The following is a 15,226-nucleotide window of genomic DNA, read 5'->3' on the forward strand; positions in this document are numbered from 1 at the left end:
TCCTCGATGAACGTGCAGCGGTCTACAACGGCGGTCGGTGAGAACACTCTAGGGACGCAAAATTTTGGCAACAATCGAATTCTCGGCATGGTTGCCATGAGCCGGACGCATGGCTCGGGCTTCGAAAAGCCTTTCAGACGGGGTCGCTCGTGGTCAGTACCTGCTTGATTTCCTGGAAGGCCGCGAGCCCGAACGGGCCCAGTTCGCGGCCGATGCTGCTTTTCTTGTAGCCGCCCCAGGAGGTCTGAGGAAAGATCAGTTGCGGTGTGTTGATCCAGACGACGCCGGCCTGCAACGCGCCCGCCATGCGCTGGCCGCGTGCCGCGTCGCGCGTGACGACGGTTGCGACCAGCCCGAACTCGGTATCGTTGGCCGTGGCGATCGCATCGTCTTCCGTATCGAAGCTGCGCACGCACAGCACGGGCCCGAAGATTTCTTCGCGCCACACGGCGCTGCCAGTGGGCACATCGACGAACATAGTTGGCTGAACGAAATAGCCGCGTCCTTCCGGCGCTTCGCCCTGGACCACGAGACTCGCGCCGTCCGCCTTGCCGCGAGCGATGAATCGTTGCGCGCGTTCGTACTGCGCGCGGTTCGTGAGCGGCCCCATCTGCACGCCCGATTCGAACGGATCGCCGACGACGGTCCGCGCCACGCGGTCGGCGAGCCGCGCGATCAGCGCCTCCGCGAGCGGGCGCTCGACGAGCACGCGCGACGTGGCCGAGCACATCTGTCCGGCATTGAAGAACGCGCCGCCCATGACGAGATCGACAGCGAGATCGAGGTCGGCGTCCGCGAAAACGACGATCGACGACTTGCCGCCCAGTTCGAGGCTCACGCCCTTGATGGATTGCGCGGCCGCTTTCATGACCTGCTCGCCGACAGCCGTGCTGCCGGTGAACGAGACCTTCGACACGAGCGGATGCGTCGTGAGCGCTGCGCCGACTTCCGTCCCGGTGCCTGTCACGACGTTGAATACGCCCGGCGGCAGACCCGCGCGCTCGACGATCGCGGCCAGTTCCAGCTCCGGCAACGGGGTGAACTCGGAAGGCTTCAGCACGACGGTGCATCCCGCGGCGAGCGCGGGAGCGAGCTTCCACGCCGTCGTCACCATCGGGAAGTTCCACGGCACGATCAAGCCGACCACGCCCGCCGGTTCACGACGGATCACGGCGCGATGCTCGCTGCTCGGAATCGCGATCGCTTCTTCGGGCGCATCCAGCGTTTCGGCGAGTTGCGCGTAATAGTCGAAAGTCGCGACCACGTCGCCGACGTCGATCCGCGACTCGGCGAGCGGCTTGCCGTTGTTGAGCGACTGAAGCGCGGCGAGATGTTCGCAATGCGCCTCCACGCCGCGCGCAATCGCACGCAGAAAGGCCGCGCGATCCGCGCCCGAGGTCTGCTTCCAGGCGCGCAATGCATGCGACGCCGCCCGCACCGCGCGATCGACATCGGCGGGGCCGCCGGCTTCCACTTCGACGATCGTTTCTTCAGTCGATGGATCGACGACGGGCAGCCGCTGCCGCGTCTCGGACACGCACCAGGCGCCATCGATGAAGAGCCGGGTGCGCAGCGGGAAATCGAAGAGGGGGCGTGCTTGCGCGCTCATGACGGCACCCGCGCAAACCAGTCTGCTTCGCGGATTTCGATCACGGTCGGAACCTCGCGCGATATCGCTTGCCGTAATGCCGCGTCGAGCGCGGTTGGATCGTCGACGCTCGCGGCCTCGCATCCGAAGGCCCTTGCCAGCGCCATGAAGTCAGGCGTGTAGATATCGACACCGACGGGCGAGATATCGCGTTGTTCCATATATTTCCGGATCTCGCCGTAGCCGAAGTTGTTCCACAGCAGCACGATCACGGGCACGCGCGCTTCCACGGCGCTCGCCAGTTCCGGCAGGGTGAACTGGAGGCCGCCGTCGCCGATCAGGCACACGACGGGCCGCTCGCGCGCGGCGAGCTTCGCGCCGATCGCGGCGGGCAGCCCATATCCGAGCGTGCCGTAGCCGGTCGACGAATTGAACCACGAGCGCGGCGCGGGCGCGTCGTGGAGGAAATTGCCCGCGTAGACCGGGCTCGCCGAATCGCCCGCGATGATGACCTCGGGCAACGCGCCGACGATCGTGTCGATGAGGCGCTTCTGCGATCGCATCGCGGCGTCGCAGCCGGCCATGACGGCGTCGCGCACTGCCTTCACGCGCGCGGCGCCCCAATCCGATGAAGCGGGACGTACCGGCCGCTCGTGCAGTCGCGTCGAGAGGGCGCTCAGCGCCTCGCGCGCGTCGCCGACGATGGCGACATCCGGATGAACGTTGCGCATCACCTGCTGCGCGTCGATATCGATGCGGATGAGCTGTCCAGCGATCGCGAATCCGCCATCGAAGAGGACGTCATAGTCGGTCTCGCCGAGCTCGGTTCCGACCGCGAGCACGACGTCGGCTTCGCGGATCATCGCGCGGGTGGGCGGCAGCGATTGCGTCGAGCCGATGAGAAGCGGCGCTGCGCACGGCAGAAGACCTTTCGCGTTGGTGGTGAGCGCGACGGGCGCCTGCAGCCGCTCGGCGAGCTCGCGCACTTCGACCGCCGCGTGCGCCGCGCCGCCGCCGGCGAGAATCAGCGGGCGCCGGGCATCGGCGAGCAGGTCCACGGCACAGGCGAGCGCGGCGGGATGCGCGGTGGGCTTCGACGCGCGCACGGCGGGCGCCGGCTTCATCGCGCTTGCCGGAGACACGATGACGTCGAGCGGAATCTCGATATGCACGGGCCGTGGCCGCGCGCTCTCGAACACGGCGAACGCGCGTGCCAGCACCTGCGGCAACTCGGCGGCATCCAGCAAGGTGTGCGAGAACGCGGCGAGTCCGCTGAATACTTCGCGCTGCGAAGGCAGTTCATGCAGGCGTCCGTCTCCGTTGCCCAGTTGACCTCGTGCATTGACGCTCGATATCACGAGCATCGGAATGGAATCGGCATAGGCTTGCGCCATCGCGGTCGCGATGTTGGTCATGCCCGGCCCGGTGATGATGAAGCACACGCCGGGTTTGCCCGTGACGCGCGCGTATCCGTCGGCCATGAAGCCCGCGCCCTGTTCGTGGCGTGGCGTGACGTGCCGGATCGACGAATGCGCGAGGCCACGATAAAGCTCGACGGTGTGCACGCCCGGGATGCCGAAGACGTACTGAACGCCATAGGTTTCGAGCAATGTGACGAGCGCTTCGCCGCAGGTGCGAGGACATGCAGTGGTCTGACTGTTGGCCGCTCTCACATTACATTCGTCGAAGTGCTTGCTGGATTCGCGAAGGTTCATCGGTCGTCGCATTCCTGATTGGTTTCACCGCGGACGCGGCTGGAGTGGAATCATTCTCGACGTGGCTGCGTCGCGACGACAATCGAAAAGATCTCATGCGGCGCATGACTTCCCTGCATGAGGCAGGGCAGGCACGTTCAGAGGGATGAGCGTGCGATGTCCGAAGCAGATCGCGTCGTGCTGCATACTTGGGAATCGCACGGCGGAGGACACCGACATGGCTACCGACCTTGCCCGATCCTGGCTGACCCGCAGCGCGCCCGTGGCCGCGGGCGGTGTCGTGTTGAGCACGCCGGTGCCGGAAGCGTGTCGATCTGACGAAGAGATTATTTTTGGCGGCCGCAAAAGGAGATGTGCATATGGGAACACCGTCCTTGCAGATTCCAGCGATAACACCGGCGCGAACCGCGCTCATCGTCATGCATTACCAGACCGATATTCTCGGGCTCTTTCCATCGGTCGCGCCGTCCCTGCTCGCCAATACGCGCAAGTTATGCGACGCAGCGCGCGCCAAAGGCGTCGGCGTGGTTTTCGCCAATCTCCGGTTCAGTGCGGGCTATCCGGAAGTCAGCCCATCGAACAAGAATGGCCAGGGGATCAAGCGGCTCGGTCTCTTCATCGACGACAGGACCGCGCCCGAGCTAGGCCAGCAGGCCGATGAGCCGCTCATCATCGCGCATCGGGCCAGCGTATTCTTCGGCACCGGCCTGGAAGCACGGCTTTCCGAACGAGGTGTCGATTCGCTGATCATGGTCGGCATTGCATCGACGGGTGTCGTGCTGTCGTCGGTCGCATATGCAAGCGACGCAGACTTCCGCCTGTACACGGTCAAGGACTGTTGTTACGACCCGGATCAGGTGGTCCATGAACATCTTTTCTCCACCGCATTCGATTCGCGCACGACGGTGCTGTCGCTCGCGGATGCTTTGTTGTTGCTCGCCTAGACGTTCGACGATCAGCGCCGGGTCAACTCTCTTCCCCCTCCGAGTTCGCTCTTCGAGAGCGCGACGCATCGGGGTTCCATTGCTGGAGTGCGGTGCATCCTGTTGCCTGTCGCGGGTCGCACCATCAGTCCGTGATGCATTGCGCGAATTCGTGTCCTAGACTCAATTACTCCCGCATTCACCGATCTGCTCGCTGTGTCCTTTCATCCGACCAAAGGAGAAGCGATGGACTGCATCGAGATCTACACGAGCCTCGACGGACATTCGAAGTTCAGGCCGCTCTCCGCGTTCGAGGCCAATCCCGTGCTGTTCAATGGCGTCGCTGTCACGTTGTCTTCGCCGCAGCCGTGCGAAAGCGTGCTCGTGCACGAGTTCGACGGCGACTACTTTCTCGGTTGGCATAATCCGCCGTCGCGGCAATACGTCGTGATGCTGGAGGGGGAGCTCGAAATCGCCGTGCAAGGCGGTGACGCGGCGCAGCGTTTTCCCGTGGGCGCGATTTTCCTGGCGGGCGATCTGCACGGCACGGGCCATACGACGCGCGCGCTGCGATCGGGCCGCGCATTGGTCATCAACTTGCGGGGATGAGACGATGCTGTCGAAAAATGCCTTGGCAGTCGTGACGGGCGGAAGCAGCGGCATCGGCCTGGCCGCAGCCGAGCGGTTCGTAGCCGAAGGCGCGCGCGTGGTGATCAGTGGGCGCAACGAGGAAAAACTGCAACGGGCCGCGCAGACGCTGGGCGATCGTGCGCTGCCGGTCGTCGCGGACGCCGCGAGCCAGGACGACATGCAGCGGCTGTATCAGACCGCCGTCGATCACTTTCAGTGCGATGTCGGCATCGTGGTCGCCAACGCGGGCGTGTCCCGGCAGACGCCGGTGCCCGAGACGTCGCTCGCGCAGTTTTCCGACGTCCTCAACGTCAACGTCGGCGGCGTGTATGCGACGGTGCGCGAAGCGCTTCCGTTTCTCGCGCGGCCTGCATCGATCATTCTCGTTGCATCGCTTGCGGCGAATCAGGGCACGAAAAATTTCTCTGCTTATTGCGCGTCGAAGGCGGCGGTGGTGTCGCTGGCAAAGTGCTTCGCGGCGGAGTTCATCGGCTTCGACATACGCGTCAACAGCATTTCGCCGGGCGTGGCTAACACGCCGATCTTCGAATCGCTGGGCATGTCCGAAGCGCAACTGATGCAATGGTCCAACGTGATTCCGATGAAGCGGCCCGCCGACCCAGCCGAAATTGCCGCGGCGATTCTGTTTCTCGCGTCCGATGCGTCGCGGTATATGACGGGTGCCGATCTCGCGGTCGATGGGGGAATGTCGGGGATCAGTCCGTTTTGAGCGTCACAATACAAGGGGATAGCCGGCACGTATTCCTTCGATGCCGGGGGGAACCTGAAGGGCGCGCCCACAACCGTGTATGTCATTCGAAACGGCTTGCCCGTTCCTTATGCCAGGTAAGCGACGATGTAACGAACGACATGATCTCGACCTGTGTCGCCCACGGCCAATCAGTCACTGGAACCGATGCGCTCGCACGTATGCTTCGGCGTCCAGTCGTCGGCGGGGGATCCACGAGGCATCGTCGCATCCATCAGGATGAGCACCAGCCAGTGTCCGCGCTCCTTGCCGATTCCGGTAAGCAGCATCGGTTCGCCGGGCGGAACGACTACCGGCGGCGCGCCCGGCCGGCCGATCTGTTCGCCGTGCGGCGTTTCGAGACACTGTGCGCCACTGAGGACGAACCAGGCTTCGGTGCCAGGATGCCGATGGATCGTCGACTGCATGCCGGGGTTGAAGTCTCCTTCCATGTAGGTGGCCATCAGGGACCTGGCCTGAGGAAGCGCCAAAGGACCGACATCGGCGATATGCTCGCCCCCCGACGAAGCCCCGGACTTGCCCGCGATGGTAAAGAGCCAGACCTGTCCAAGGATCTCGACGACCGTGCCGTTGGTTTGTCTGGCCGCTTGCGCGGATGAGCGGTTCGGAAAGCGATCGATATGCCAATAGACCGGGCCGGTTGGCAGTGCCTGAAGATGCTGTTCCGCGTGGACGAAGCATCCGAATTCGGTCGTTCGTTCGCTAACGGGGATGCAGGCGCCGCCGGTTTGCGCGAGCAAATCGCGCGGCGCTGCCAGACTCATCAGCGCGACGCCCACGACGCTCGATGCGGCGGCGGCCGCCTTGATGACTCCTCTCCGGCGTGACAGGAATGCATCCATCGCAGTCTCCATCGAAAGATCGCGTGTCCGTCTGCCGTCTCAATCATAGATGGGCATGTCGCTTTCGCAAGCAAAGACATGCGCCGACGCCCGCGAGATAGCGGGCCGGTGAGCGCAGATCAAAGCCAGGTGCCGCCCTGGCGTTCGCCTGGTTCTTGTTCCAGAGCGTCGAAATCGTGAATCCAGTCCAGATGGCAACGCGCGGACGCAACTGGTTTATCGGCTCAAGAGCCGGGGATTGCGAGTTTGATTTACATCGGCTGCGATTCGCAACGCGCCGCCCAATCTCAGGGTAAACCGCAGAATCGTGATTAATTCTTGGATATAGTTGGTGTACGGAGTATATTTCCGACAGGGCAATCGAGACCCATGGAGGACGACAACATGCAATTTCATCGCACTGGCGCAGCATATGTGGATCAACGAGATCATGTTCGGCAGAACGGATGCCGATGATCGTGGTTCGATTCGTCGTATTTTTATTAATTGGGATACCGAAAGAATCACGATGACAACAGATTTCGCTGCAAATTCTCTACGCCGTCGCACGGTCGTATGGGTGGTGGCCCTTGCCACTGTGGGTCTGATCTTCGACGGCTACGATCTCGTGGTGTACGGAACGGTCGTGTCGAGGTTCCTGCGTGACCCGTCGCAAATCGGGAATGTGACGCCGGCGACCGCAGGTGCACTCGGAAGCTATGCGCTCGTCGGCGTGCTCGTCGGGGCGTTGCTCGCGGGAAGCGTCGGCGACATCCTGGGGCGTCGCAAAGTGATGCTGTTCTCGTACGCGTGGTTCTCGGTCGGGATGGCGATCACCGCGATGACCACCACCACGGCGATGTTCGGGCTGATGCGTTTCGTCACCGGTCTTGGCGTCGGCGCATTGGTGGCGACGACCGGTGCGCTCGTGGCGGAATATGCCCCGAAAGGCCGCAAGAACCTCTGCAACGCGATAACGTATTCCGGGGTGCCGTTAGGAAGCCTGCTGGCGGCGATGCTGGCGATCCTGCTGCTACAGCATATCGGTTGGCGCGGCATGTTCTGGATCGGCGCACTTCCGTTCGTCACGCTGCTGCCGATCGCGTATTTCAAAATGCCGGAATCGGTGGCGTGGCTCGTCAGCCGCGGCCGTCTCGACGAGGCTCGCGCCATATCGGAGCAGACCGGTGTGGAGCTTCCCAGGCACGCCGAAGTCCCGGCCGGCAGCGTCGCGCCAGTCACTACCGAGAAAGCAGGGTTCGCCGGACTGTTCGGCTCTTATCTGTTTCCTACGATCATGCTCGGTCTGATGAGTGCGACCGGGCTGGTGCTCGTCTACTCTCTGAACACCTGGTTGCCTGAGTTGATGCTGCGCGCCGGCTTCGACGCCAAAGGATCGCTGTCGTTTCTGCTGGTGCTGAACGGCGGTGCGGTGATAGGCGCCCTGGCAGGCTCGCGCGTTGCGGACGCATTCGGTCCCAAGCCGGTCGTCGCGGCGTGTTTTCTCATCGGATCAATCTCGATCGCGCTGCTGACTTCGAATGTGCCGGTCGGAATACTGCTGGCCCTGATTGCGATCGTCGGGTTGGGCACGAGCGGGACGCAAACATTGATCTACGGCTTCGTCGCGAACTACTATCGAACCAACGTGCGGGGCGCGGGCGTCGCCTGGTGCGCCGGGTTCGGACGCCTCGGGGGCGTCATTGGCCCGCTGCTGGGGGGATTGCTGATCAGCGCGGGGCTCGCGCTCGATTCGATCTTCTATGTTCTTGCGGTTATCGGCATCGTGGGTGTGGTCCTGACGCTCGTGGTGCCCGGCGCGCGCGGTCCGCGCGAGCTGGATTCGACGTCTACCGAACCGGCGCAAGCTCGTCGTCGCTCGAAACGGCCGGCTTCCTCGCGAGTGAAGTCCTGAAGTGTTTCCACTTGCTGATGCGGGAAACATCGGGACCGCCATGATGCCTTCTGCCGTTACGCGTTCGCCGTCGTGATCAACGTGCTACCGGCTTGCGCTCGGACACTATGGCGTCGCGGGCGCGCTGCTCGCACCGATGGCGCCGCTGCTTCTCTGGCTCTGCATCGACCTCGTGCGCTTCCGCCATTTCGATGCATTGAGCGCAATCGTGCTTGCCGGCATCGTCATGTCGTTGTGCCTGCTTGCGCTTAGGCCCGCGCATTCGCTCGATGCGCAGCGCGGCGCATGCAGGCCAGCGCCTATCTGCTGATAAAAAAACAAGGTCCGCTTCTCTTTAAAATTTCGACTAGAGTTCCTTAGGACTCGGTCGAGTCCTTGCAGTAATGCTCATAAGACTTAGGAATTCGAAATAAAGATTTAGCCATTTGTCGGATATTAAAATCTCGGAAGCGGAGGGTGCCATGCGGAAATGTAAACGCGGGTCCGGCGTGAGGTCGATCGCAGTCGTCGCGCTGTCGATATCGGGCGCAGGCGCGGTGCATGCGGACGATCAGGTCATCCACAATACGAATCCGGCTGCACCGCGCATGTCGATGTCGAATGTGCTGGCGCTCGATCCGGTCGTGAACGTGCTGCTTGCGCCGGACACGTCCAGCGTCGTGCCGAACACTGACGCGGGGCCTTACGTGCCGGGCGTTAAAACACAGAGCGGCATCGTCTCGAATGCGCGGACGAGAGCGTACGGCGACTTCGGCGTTCCCTATACGACAGGCCGCGTGCAGGACGGCAATCAGAGTGCGGGGGGCACCACCACCGCGAATTACCTGAGCACGACTTATCCCTATCGGGCAATCGGCAAACTCACGTTCTCCGCCGGATACTGCACCGCGAGCCTGATTCGCCGAAGCGTGATCGTCACGGCGGCGCATTGCATTCAGACGTTCGGAAGCGGCAGTTCGATCTTCTCGGGATGGCAGTTCATTCCCGGTCATTACGGCGCGTCCGGCGCGACCTCGGCGCAAAGCGCGCCGTATGGGACGTGGGCATGGGGCGCGCTCGTGCGGCCATCGGCGTGGGCGAACGGCACGGATACCGGATCGGGCTCCGCGCGCAATAACGACATCGCGGTGATCCTCATCGCGAAGAACGCATCGAATCAATTTATCGGCGATATCACCGGATATCTCAACTACGGCTGGAACAACTATTCCTTCATATCGTCCGCGAAGACCGGCAATCTGCAGACGGCGGCGGTGACGACGCTGGGCTATCCGCAGCTGCTCGACGGCGGCGCGATCATGCAGCGAACGGACGGACCGACGTACACGACGACCGTCAGCGGCGCAGCGCAACTGTGGCAGGGCAGCAATCTCACGAGCGGCGCGAGCGGCGGCCCGTGGATCGTGAACTTCAGAGCGCGCGATGCGGCGCTGGCGGGCGGCGCGGTCGCCGGAAATTCATCGAACCTTGCGATTATCGGCGTGACCTCGTGGGGGTCGTCGGACCCGAACGCGCCCAAAGACAACTACGCGTCGCAGTTTGGTCAGAACACGCAGTATCCGAACGCCACTTACGGTAACTATGGATCGGGCAATATCGCGTCCTTGCTGAACTCGCTGTGTACGGACGCGGCGACGGCTGGCGGCCCCACGTACGCATCTCAGGGGTATTGCGATTAGCGGCGCCTGGTCCGCGATGCACCTCTCGCATCGCCCAGCGATAACCACTGGAAATCACTCCATAAGCGAATTTCAATAGACGGCTATCACGGTTTTCTCCAGACTCCGGGGCGTCGGACCTCGAATCACGGTCCGCCCCCGACAAGAGTGCGCCACAGCGCAAAATAGCCCCGGAGGAGACACCCGGTATGCTGCATCGCCCACGCGTCACACGATCGGTCCTCGCGCTCATGTGCGCGATGTCCTTCATCATGTATCTGGATCGCGTGAATCTCTCCGCTGCCGCGGGGCTGATTCGCGACGATCTTCATCTTTCCAACACCGATGTCGGTTTCGTGTTCGGCGCGTTCGCCTACACATACGCGATCTGCCAGGTCATCGGCGGATGGTTCAGCGACCGCGTCGGTGCGAAGACCACGCTGGTGCTTTGCGCGACGATCTGGATCATCGCGACGGTCGCAACCGGTTTCGCGGGGGGCGTGGTGTCGCTGTTCTGCGCGCGCATGTTGCTCGGCATCGGCGAAGGGGCGGCATTGCCCGCGCAGGCGCGCGCGCTCGTCAACTGGTATCCGGCGAGCAAGCGCGGTTTCGTTCAAGGATTGACGCATTCGTTTTCGCGTCTGGGCAACGCACTCACCCCGCCGCTGATCGCGGTGCTCGTGGCGTTCGCGTCGTGGCGCGCATCGTTCCTGCTGGTCGGTGCGCTCACCGCCGTCTGGGTCGTGTTCTACGCGTGGTATTTCAAGGACGACCCGCGCAAGCATCGCCATATCACGCCTGAAGAAGTGGCCGAATTGCCGCCGGAAACGGCAGCGTCGGCGAAGAAGACGCGCGAGCCGACTCCGTGGGGCAGGCTCATCAAACGCATCGGCCCGACCATGATGGTTTACTTCTGCTATGGCTGGACCGGCTGGCTTTTCTTCACATGGCTGCCGACTTTCTTCATGCACGGACGCGGCCTCGACCTCAAGAGTTCGGCGCTGTTCTCGGCGGGCGTGTTTCTTTCGGGCGTGGTCGGCAATACGGCGGGCGGCGTGCTGTCGGACCGCATTCTCAAGCGTACCGGCGACGTGGTCGCCGCGCGCCGCAACATGATCATCGTCGCGTTTCTGGGCGCGCTGGTGTTTCTCGCGCCGGTGATGATCGTGGACTCGCTGCCCGTCATGGCTGCATCGATGAGCCTGTCGTTCTTCTTCCTCGAAATGACGATCGGACCCATCTGGGCCGTGCCGATGGACATCACGCCGAAGCACGTCGGCATCGCGAGCGGACTCGTGAACGCAGGCTCCGCCGTCGCGGGTATCTTCTCGCCGATCGTCTTCGGCTTCATCGTCGATCGCACGGGCAACTGGACGCTGCCGTTCGTCGGATCGCTCGGCCTGCTGGCGGTGGGCATCGTCATGACGTTTTTCATGCGCCCGGATATCAGGCTGGACGCGGAGGCGCAGCCCGGCGAAACCTCGGTCGAACCCGGATTCGAACTGGCCGACGAGCGCCACTGAAGCATCTGGACCAAACCGGCCGCCTTCGTGAAACAAGGCGGCTTTTCCATTTCTCAGGCGGCGCGGATCGCCTCGATCACCAGTTGCGTCGCCGGACTGATGCGCCGGTTCTTGCGCAGAATCAGCCCGTAAGGAGCAAGGCGGCCACGCAAGGCCGTGCCCAGCGACGCGATCGTGCCGAGCGCGCTGTAGTAGTCGGCCACGGACGAGGGCAGCACGGCCAGCATGTCCGAATCCCGCAGCAGGGAGAGCGTCGTGAGAATCGACGAGGTTTCCACCGTGCTCGCCGGCGGCGCCACGCGCGATTCCCTGAAAGTCTGATCGATGACTTCGCGCATCGGGCTGGGATGCGGCTGCATGATCCACGCGAACTGCGTGATTTGCGCGAGTTTCGGCCGCCCCGCGATCGCCAGGGCCGGATGCCCCGGCCGCGCGACGATGGAAAGCGCCTCTTCCGACAAGGTCTCGAAGCTCAGGTCCAGCGCCGGGAAACCATACGGTATGCGCCCGACCACGATATCGAGCTGATCCTGCTGCAAGGCCTGCACGAGCACGTCGCTGGTATCGATCTGCACGCTGATCTGCAGACGAGGGTGGGCCTCCTTCAACTGCACGATCACGCGTGTCAGCAAATCCGGCGCGGGCGCCATCACCGCGCCGATCCTCACCTTGCCGATATCGCCTGCCTCGATGGCGGCCAGCTCCTCCCGCAACTCGTCGAGATCCTCGAACATCACGCGCGCATAGCGCATCACCGCCTCTCCGTAGACGGTCGGCTCCATGCCGCGCGCATGGCGCACGAACAGCGACACGCCGATGGTGTCCTCCAGCTCCTTCAGCGCCTTGGTGGCGGCGGGCTGGGTCATCGCGAGATCGTCGGCGGCGCCGCGCAACGATTCGGTTTCGGAGAGCGCGTGCATGAGTTGCAGGTGGCGCAGGCGAAGTCGTTTCCGGATAGTCGAGGAGGGCGCAATCATCGGGTAGCGTGATCTCTTTGAGCGATAACCGTGGGAAATAGGCTGATTCAAATAATTCAATAGTCAGTTATCGCGGAGTTTCGCACACTAGCGCTACTCGATACAGCCGCGCAAACCCTCGAATGTTGCGGCGCACCTCGGTCAAACGGAGACAATCACGATGAAGATCAAGCACGTCCGCGCACGCGTTTTCGAATGGAAGGGCAAGGTCGTTCCGCCGCAATCGCACTTCTGCACGAATGCCGTGGACATCCTCTACGAACGCGGCGACGCGATGGGCTCGTTCCGCTTTCACGGCTGGCTGGTCGTCGAGATCGAATGCGACGACGGCACCGTGGGCATCGGCAACTGCGCGCTGGCGCCGCGCGTGGCCAAGCAGATCGTCGACGAATACCTTGCGCCCATCGCCATCGGAGAAGATCCGTTCGACTACGAATACCTGTGGCAGAAGATGTATCGCCGGACGCTGGCATGGGGCCGCAAGGGCATCGGCATGGCGGCGATCTCGGCGATGGACATCGCCATCTGGGACATCATGGGCAAGGCGGTGAAGAAGCCCGTGTTCAAGCTGCTCGGCGGCCGCACGAAAGAGAAGATCTGGTGCTACGCGTCGAAGCTCTATAACAACGACGACCGCGACGCCTTTCTCGGGGAAGCGCAGGGCTATCTCGACCAGGGCTTCACCGCGATGAAAATGCGCTTCGGTTATGGCCCGAAGGACGGCCCGAAGGGCATGGCGAAGAACATCGAACAAGTGCGCCTGCTGCGCGAGCTGGTGGGCGACGAGGTGGACATCATGCTCGAGTGCTACATGGGCTGGACGCTCGAATACGCGCGCCGCATGTTGCCGCGCCTCGCCGAATTCAATCCCCGCTGGCTGGAAGAGCCGGTGACGGGCGACGACGTGGAAGGCTATCAGGAGCTCAAGAAGATGAACATCCTGCCCATCTCGGGCGGCGAGCACGAGTTCACGGTGTACGGCTTCAAGGATCTGCTCGAACGGCGCGCGGTGGACGTTATCCAGTACGACACCAATCGCGTGGGCGGCATCACGGCCGCGCGCAAGATCAATGCGATGGCCGAGGCCTGGTCGGTGCCTGTGATTCCGCACGCCGGACAGATGCACAACTATCACCTCACCATGGCATCGACCGCCAGCCCGATGTCGGAGTTCTTCCCGGTGTTCGACGTCGAAGTGGGCAACGAACTGTTCTACTACATCTTCGACGGCGAGCCGCAGCCGGAGAACGGCTATCTGCAACTGTCCGACGAGACGCCGGGTCTGGGCATCACGCTTTCCGACAAGCATCTGAAGGATTTCGACATCATCGAATGAGCCGCATGACGGCAGGGCCCACGTAGCCCGTGAAGCAGTCAACAGGAGACAGGACATGGAAAGCAGGATGGAGGCCCGCGCGGCGACGCGCGACGCGGCAACGGCGCAGCGCGCGACGAGCGTTCGCTGGCGCATCTTCGGCGTGGTGTTTCTGATCACGCTGATCAATCTGGTGGATCGCATCTCGCTGTCGATCGCGATGCCGACCATCGCGAAGGAGTTCTCGCTCTCGCCAGCGATGCAGGGCCTCATCCTGTCCAGCTTCTTCTGGTCGTATGCGCTGCTGCAGATTCCGGGCGGCTGGCTGATCGACCGCTTCGGCGCGCGCAAGGTCGTCGCGGGCGCGACGGTGCTGTGGGGCCTGTTTCAGACGCTGATGGGCGCGGCGACGGGCGGTCTGTCGATGCTCGTCATGCGGGTGGGACTGGGCGCCGCCGAAGCGCCGCTGTTTCCCGCCGGAAGCAAGCTCAACGCGCTGTGGCTCTCGAAGAAGGAACGCGCGCGCGGCGCGGTCCTGATGGATGCGGGCTCGCCGCTCGGCGCGGCGATCGGCGGCCTCGCCATCTCCAACCTGATCCTCATGTTCGGCTCCTGGCGCATGGCGTTCGTCGTGGCGGGCCTCGCGACGATCGCGTGCGGGTGGCTTGCGTGGCGCTACTTGCGCGACGATCCCGCGAAGCATCCGGGCGTGAACGCGGCGGAGCTGGCTCATATCCGCGACGGCGCGCCCGCGCAGGCCAGCGCCGCGGTTCAGGCAAGCGCGCATACGCAGGACGCACCCTTGCCACTGCGCTCGACCGTGGCGATGTGCGTGGGCCGCATGGCCTGGGCGATGATCTTCTTCGGCCTGCTGACCTGGGGCCCGAGCTATCTGACCCAGGCGCGGGGCCTGAGCCTGTCGCAGATCGGCGCAGCCACGTTTTTCATCTTTCTGGCGGGCGCATGCGGCTCGCTGACGGGCGGCTTTCTGTGCGATGCGTTGTGCTCGTGGGGCTTCGCGCGCGGCAAGGTCGTGAAGAGCATGATCGCGGTCTCGGGTCTCGCGACGCTCGCCGTGTTCGCGGCGCTGCCGGGCATTTCATCGCCCGTGACGGCCATCGCGGTGCTGTGCGCGGCGGCGTTCGTCCTGATGTGGGGCAGCCTGTACTGGAGTCTGCCGTCGCTGCTCGCGAGCCCGGGGCGCGTGGGCCTGCTCGGTGCGTGCATGAATTGTGCGGGCAGCGTCGGCGGCATTTCGATTCCGCTCATCACCGGATTCATCCTTCAACGCACCGGCTCCTTCGACGCCGTGCTGCATTTTTATAGCGCCTGCGCGCTGGTCTATATCTTCGGTTCGCTGGCAATCGACCTGCGCCGCACGCGCTGACATCA

13 protein-coding genes and 1 pseudogene are annotated in these 15,226 nt (G+C 63.4%); 10 read left to right on the plus strand and 4 right to left on the minus strand.

Translation table 11 applies throughout. The features are described 5' to 3' along the window. Positions 1-133: 133 nt before the first annotated feature. Together AWB75_RS26175 and AWB75_RS26180 are read right to left on the minus strand one after the other, a co-directional pair. Positions 134-1,609 carry an aldehyde dehydrogenase family protein gene (locus AWB75_RS26175; protein WP_061126945.1) on the minus strand — a complete coding sequence of 492 codons (1,476 nt, stop codon included), beginning with the start codon at positions 1,607-1,609 and terminating at the stop codon, positions 134-136. After that, positions 1,606-3,303, minus strand: coding sequence for a 5-guanidino-2-oxopentanoate decarboxylase (locus tag AWB75_RS26180; RefSeq protein WP_087086846.1), 1,698 nt, complete (start codon positions 3,301-3,303; stop codon positions 1,606-1,608). The genes AWB75_RS26175 and AWB75_RS26180 overlap by 4 nt, the downstream gene beginning before the upstream one ends. Before the next feature lie 359 nt (positions 3,304-3,662). Between AWB75_RS26180 and AWB75_RS26185 the strand changes: the two genes are divergently transcribed. The 4 genes and pseudogenes from AWB75_RS26185 to AWB75_RS38735 form a co-directional block, all read left to right on the plus strand. Continuing rightward, positions 3,663-4,247 carry an isochorismatase family cysteine hydrolase gene (locus tag AWB75_RS26185; RefSeq protein WP_061126946.1) on the plus strand — a complete coding sequence of 195 codons (585 nt, stop codon included), beginning with the start codon at positions 3,663-3,665 and terminating at the stop codon, positions 4,245-4,247. A 225-nt stretch (positions 4,248-4,472) separates the two neighbouring features. Beyond that, positions 4,473-4,835: a cupin domain-containing protein gene (locus AWB75_RS26190; protein ID WP_061126947.1), complete on the plus strand. Its 363-nt coding sequence runs from the start codon at positions 4,473-4,475 to the stop codon at positions 4,833-4,835. Positions 4,836-4,839: 4 nt separating this feature from the next. Then, positions 4,840-5,586 carry an SDR family NAD(P)-dependent oxidoreductase gene (locus AWB75_RS26195; RefSeq protein ID WP_061126948.1) on the plus strand — a complete coding sequence of 249 codons (747 nt, stop codon included), beginning with the start codon at positions 4,840-4,842 and terminating at the stop codon, positions 5,584-5,586. A 3-nt stretch (positions 5,587-5,589) separates the two neighbouring features. Then, positions 5,590-5,706: pseudogene (locus tag AWB75_RS38735) on the plus strand (branched-chain amino acid ABC transporter substrate-binding protein); the annotation flags it as partial. Positions 5,707-5,756: 50 nt separating this feature from the next. Here AWB75_RS38735 and AWB75_RS26200 read toward each other — a convergent pair. Next, positions 5,757-6,467 carry a hypothetical protein gene (locus AWB75_RS26200; RefSeq protein WP_061126949.1) on the minus strand — a complete coding sequence of 237 codons (711 nt, stop codon included), beginning with the start codon at positions 6,465-6,467 and terminating at the stop codon, positions 5,757-5,759. A 412-nt stretch (positions 6,468-6,879) separates the two neighbouring features. Between AWB75_RS26200 and AWB75_RS26205 the strand changes: the two genes are divergently transcribed. From AWB75_RS26205 to AWB75_RS26215, 4 genes are all read left to right on the plus strand, one after another. After that, on the plus strand, positions 6,880-8,361 hold the full coding sequence (locus AWB75_RS26205; RefSeq protein WP_235012247.1) for an MFS transporter: 1,482 nt from the start codon (positions 6,880-6,882) through the stop codon (positions 8,359-8,361). 136 nt (positions 8,362-8,497) lie between these two features. Next, on the plus strand, positions 8,498-8,671 hold the full coding sequence (locus tag AWB75_RS38740; protein WP_235012248.1) for a hypothetical protein: 174 nt from the start codon (positions 8,498-8,500) through the stop codon (positions 8,669-8,671). Positions 8,672-8,849: 178 nt separating this feature from the next. Beyond that, positions 8,850-10,040 (plus strand): trypsin-like serine peptidase, encoded by a 1,191-nt coding sequence (locus tag AWB75_RS26210; RefSeq protein WP_061126984.1) that lies wholly within the window; start codon positions 8,850-8,852, stop codon positions 10,038-10,040. 188 nt (positions 10,041-10,228) lie between these two features. Continuing rightward, positions 10,229-11,542 (plus strand): MFS transporter, encoded by a 1,314-nt coding sequence (locus AWB75_RS26215; RefSeq protein ID WP_061126950.1) that lies wholly within the window; start codon positions 10,229-10,231, stop codon positions 11,540-11,542. 53 nt (positions 11,543-11,595) lie between these two features. Here the strand turns inward: AWB75_RS26215 and AWB75_RS26220 are convergent, their stop codons facing one another. Further along, a complete protein-coding gene (locus AWB75_RS26220) occupies positions 11,596-12,519 on the minus strand; it encodes a LysR family transcriptional regulator (protein WP_061126951.1) in 924 nt (307 codons plus the stop codon). A gap of 160 nt (positions 12,520-12,679) precedes the next feature. Here AWB75_RS26220 and AWB75_RS26225 point away from each other — a divergent pair, with 160 nt between their 5' ends. Continuing rightward, positions 12,680-13,855, plus strand: a complete 1,176-nt coding sequence (locus tag AWB75_RS26225; RefSeq protein ID WP_061126952.1) for an L-rhamnonate dehydratase — start codon at positions 12,680-12,682, stop codon at positions 13,853-13,855. A gap of 55 nt (positions 13,856-13,910) precedes the next feature. Then, positions 13,911-15,221 carry an MFS transporter gene (locus AWB75_RS26230; RefSeq protein WP_061126953.1) on the plus strand — a complete coding sequence of 437 codons (1,311 nt, stop codon included), beginning with the start codon at positions 13,911-13,913 and terminating at the stop codon, positions 15,219-15,221. The last annotated feature ends 5 nt before the right edge of the window (positions 15,222-15,226 follow it).

It is taken from the genome of Caballeronia catudaia, from assembly GCF_001544755.2.
GTDB classification, from domain to species: Bacteria; Pseudomonadota; Gammaproteobacteria; order Burkholderiales; family Burkholderiaceae; genus Caballeronia; species Caballeronia catudaia.

Bases quoted from the DNA above. Each gene is read 5' to 3' on its own strand.
- AWB75_RS26225 (WP_061126952.1), top strand. From the start codon at position 12,680: ATGAAGATCAAGCACGTCCGCGCACGCGTTTTCGAATGGAAGGGCAAG.
- AWB75_RS26230 (WP_061126953.1), top strand. From the start codon at position 13,911: ATGGAAAGCAGGATGGAGGCCCGCGCGGCGACGCGCGACGCGGCAACG.
- AWB75_RS38740 (WP_235012248.1), top strand. From the start codon at position 8,498: ATGGCGCCGCTGCTTCTCTGGCTCTGCATCGACCTCGTGCGCTTCCGC.
- AWB75_RS26195 (WP_061126948.1), top strand. From the start codon at position 4,840: ATGCTGTCGAAAAATGCCTTGGCAGTCGTGACGGGCGGAAGCAGCGGC.
- AWB75_RS26185 (WP_061126946.1), top strand. From the start codon at position 3,663: ATGGGAACACCGTCCTTGCAGATTCCAGCGATAACACCGGCGCGAACC.
- AWB75_RS26220 (WP_061126951.1), bottom strand. From the start codon at position 12,519: ATGATTGCGCCCTCCTCGACTATCCGGAAACGACTTCGCCTGCGCCAC.
- AWB75_RS26200 (WP_061126949.1), bottom strand. From the start codon at position 6,467: ATGGATGCATTCCTGTCACGCCGGAGAGGAGTCATCAAGGCGGCCGCC.
- AWB75_RS26180 (WP_087086846.1), bottom strand. From the start codon at position 3,303: ATGAACCTTCGCGAATCCAGCAAGCACTTCGACGAATGTAATGTGAGA.
- AWB75_RS26190 (WP_061126947.1), top strand. From the start codon at position 4,473: ATGGACTGCATCGAGATCTACACGAGCCTCGACGGACATTCGAAGTTC.
- AWB75_RS26175 (WP_061126945.1), bottom strand. From the start codon at position 1,609: ATGAGCGCGCAAGCACGCCCCCTCTTCGATTTCCCGCTGCGCACCCGG.
- AWB75_RS26205 (WP_235012247.1), top strand. From the start codon at position 6,880: ATGTGGATCAACGAGATCATGTTCGGCAGAACGGATGCCGATGATCGT.
- AWB75_RS26215 (WP_061126950.1), top strand. From the start codon at position 10,229: ATGCTGCATCGCCCACGCGTCACACGATCGGTCCTCGCGCTCATGTGC.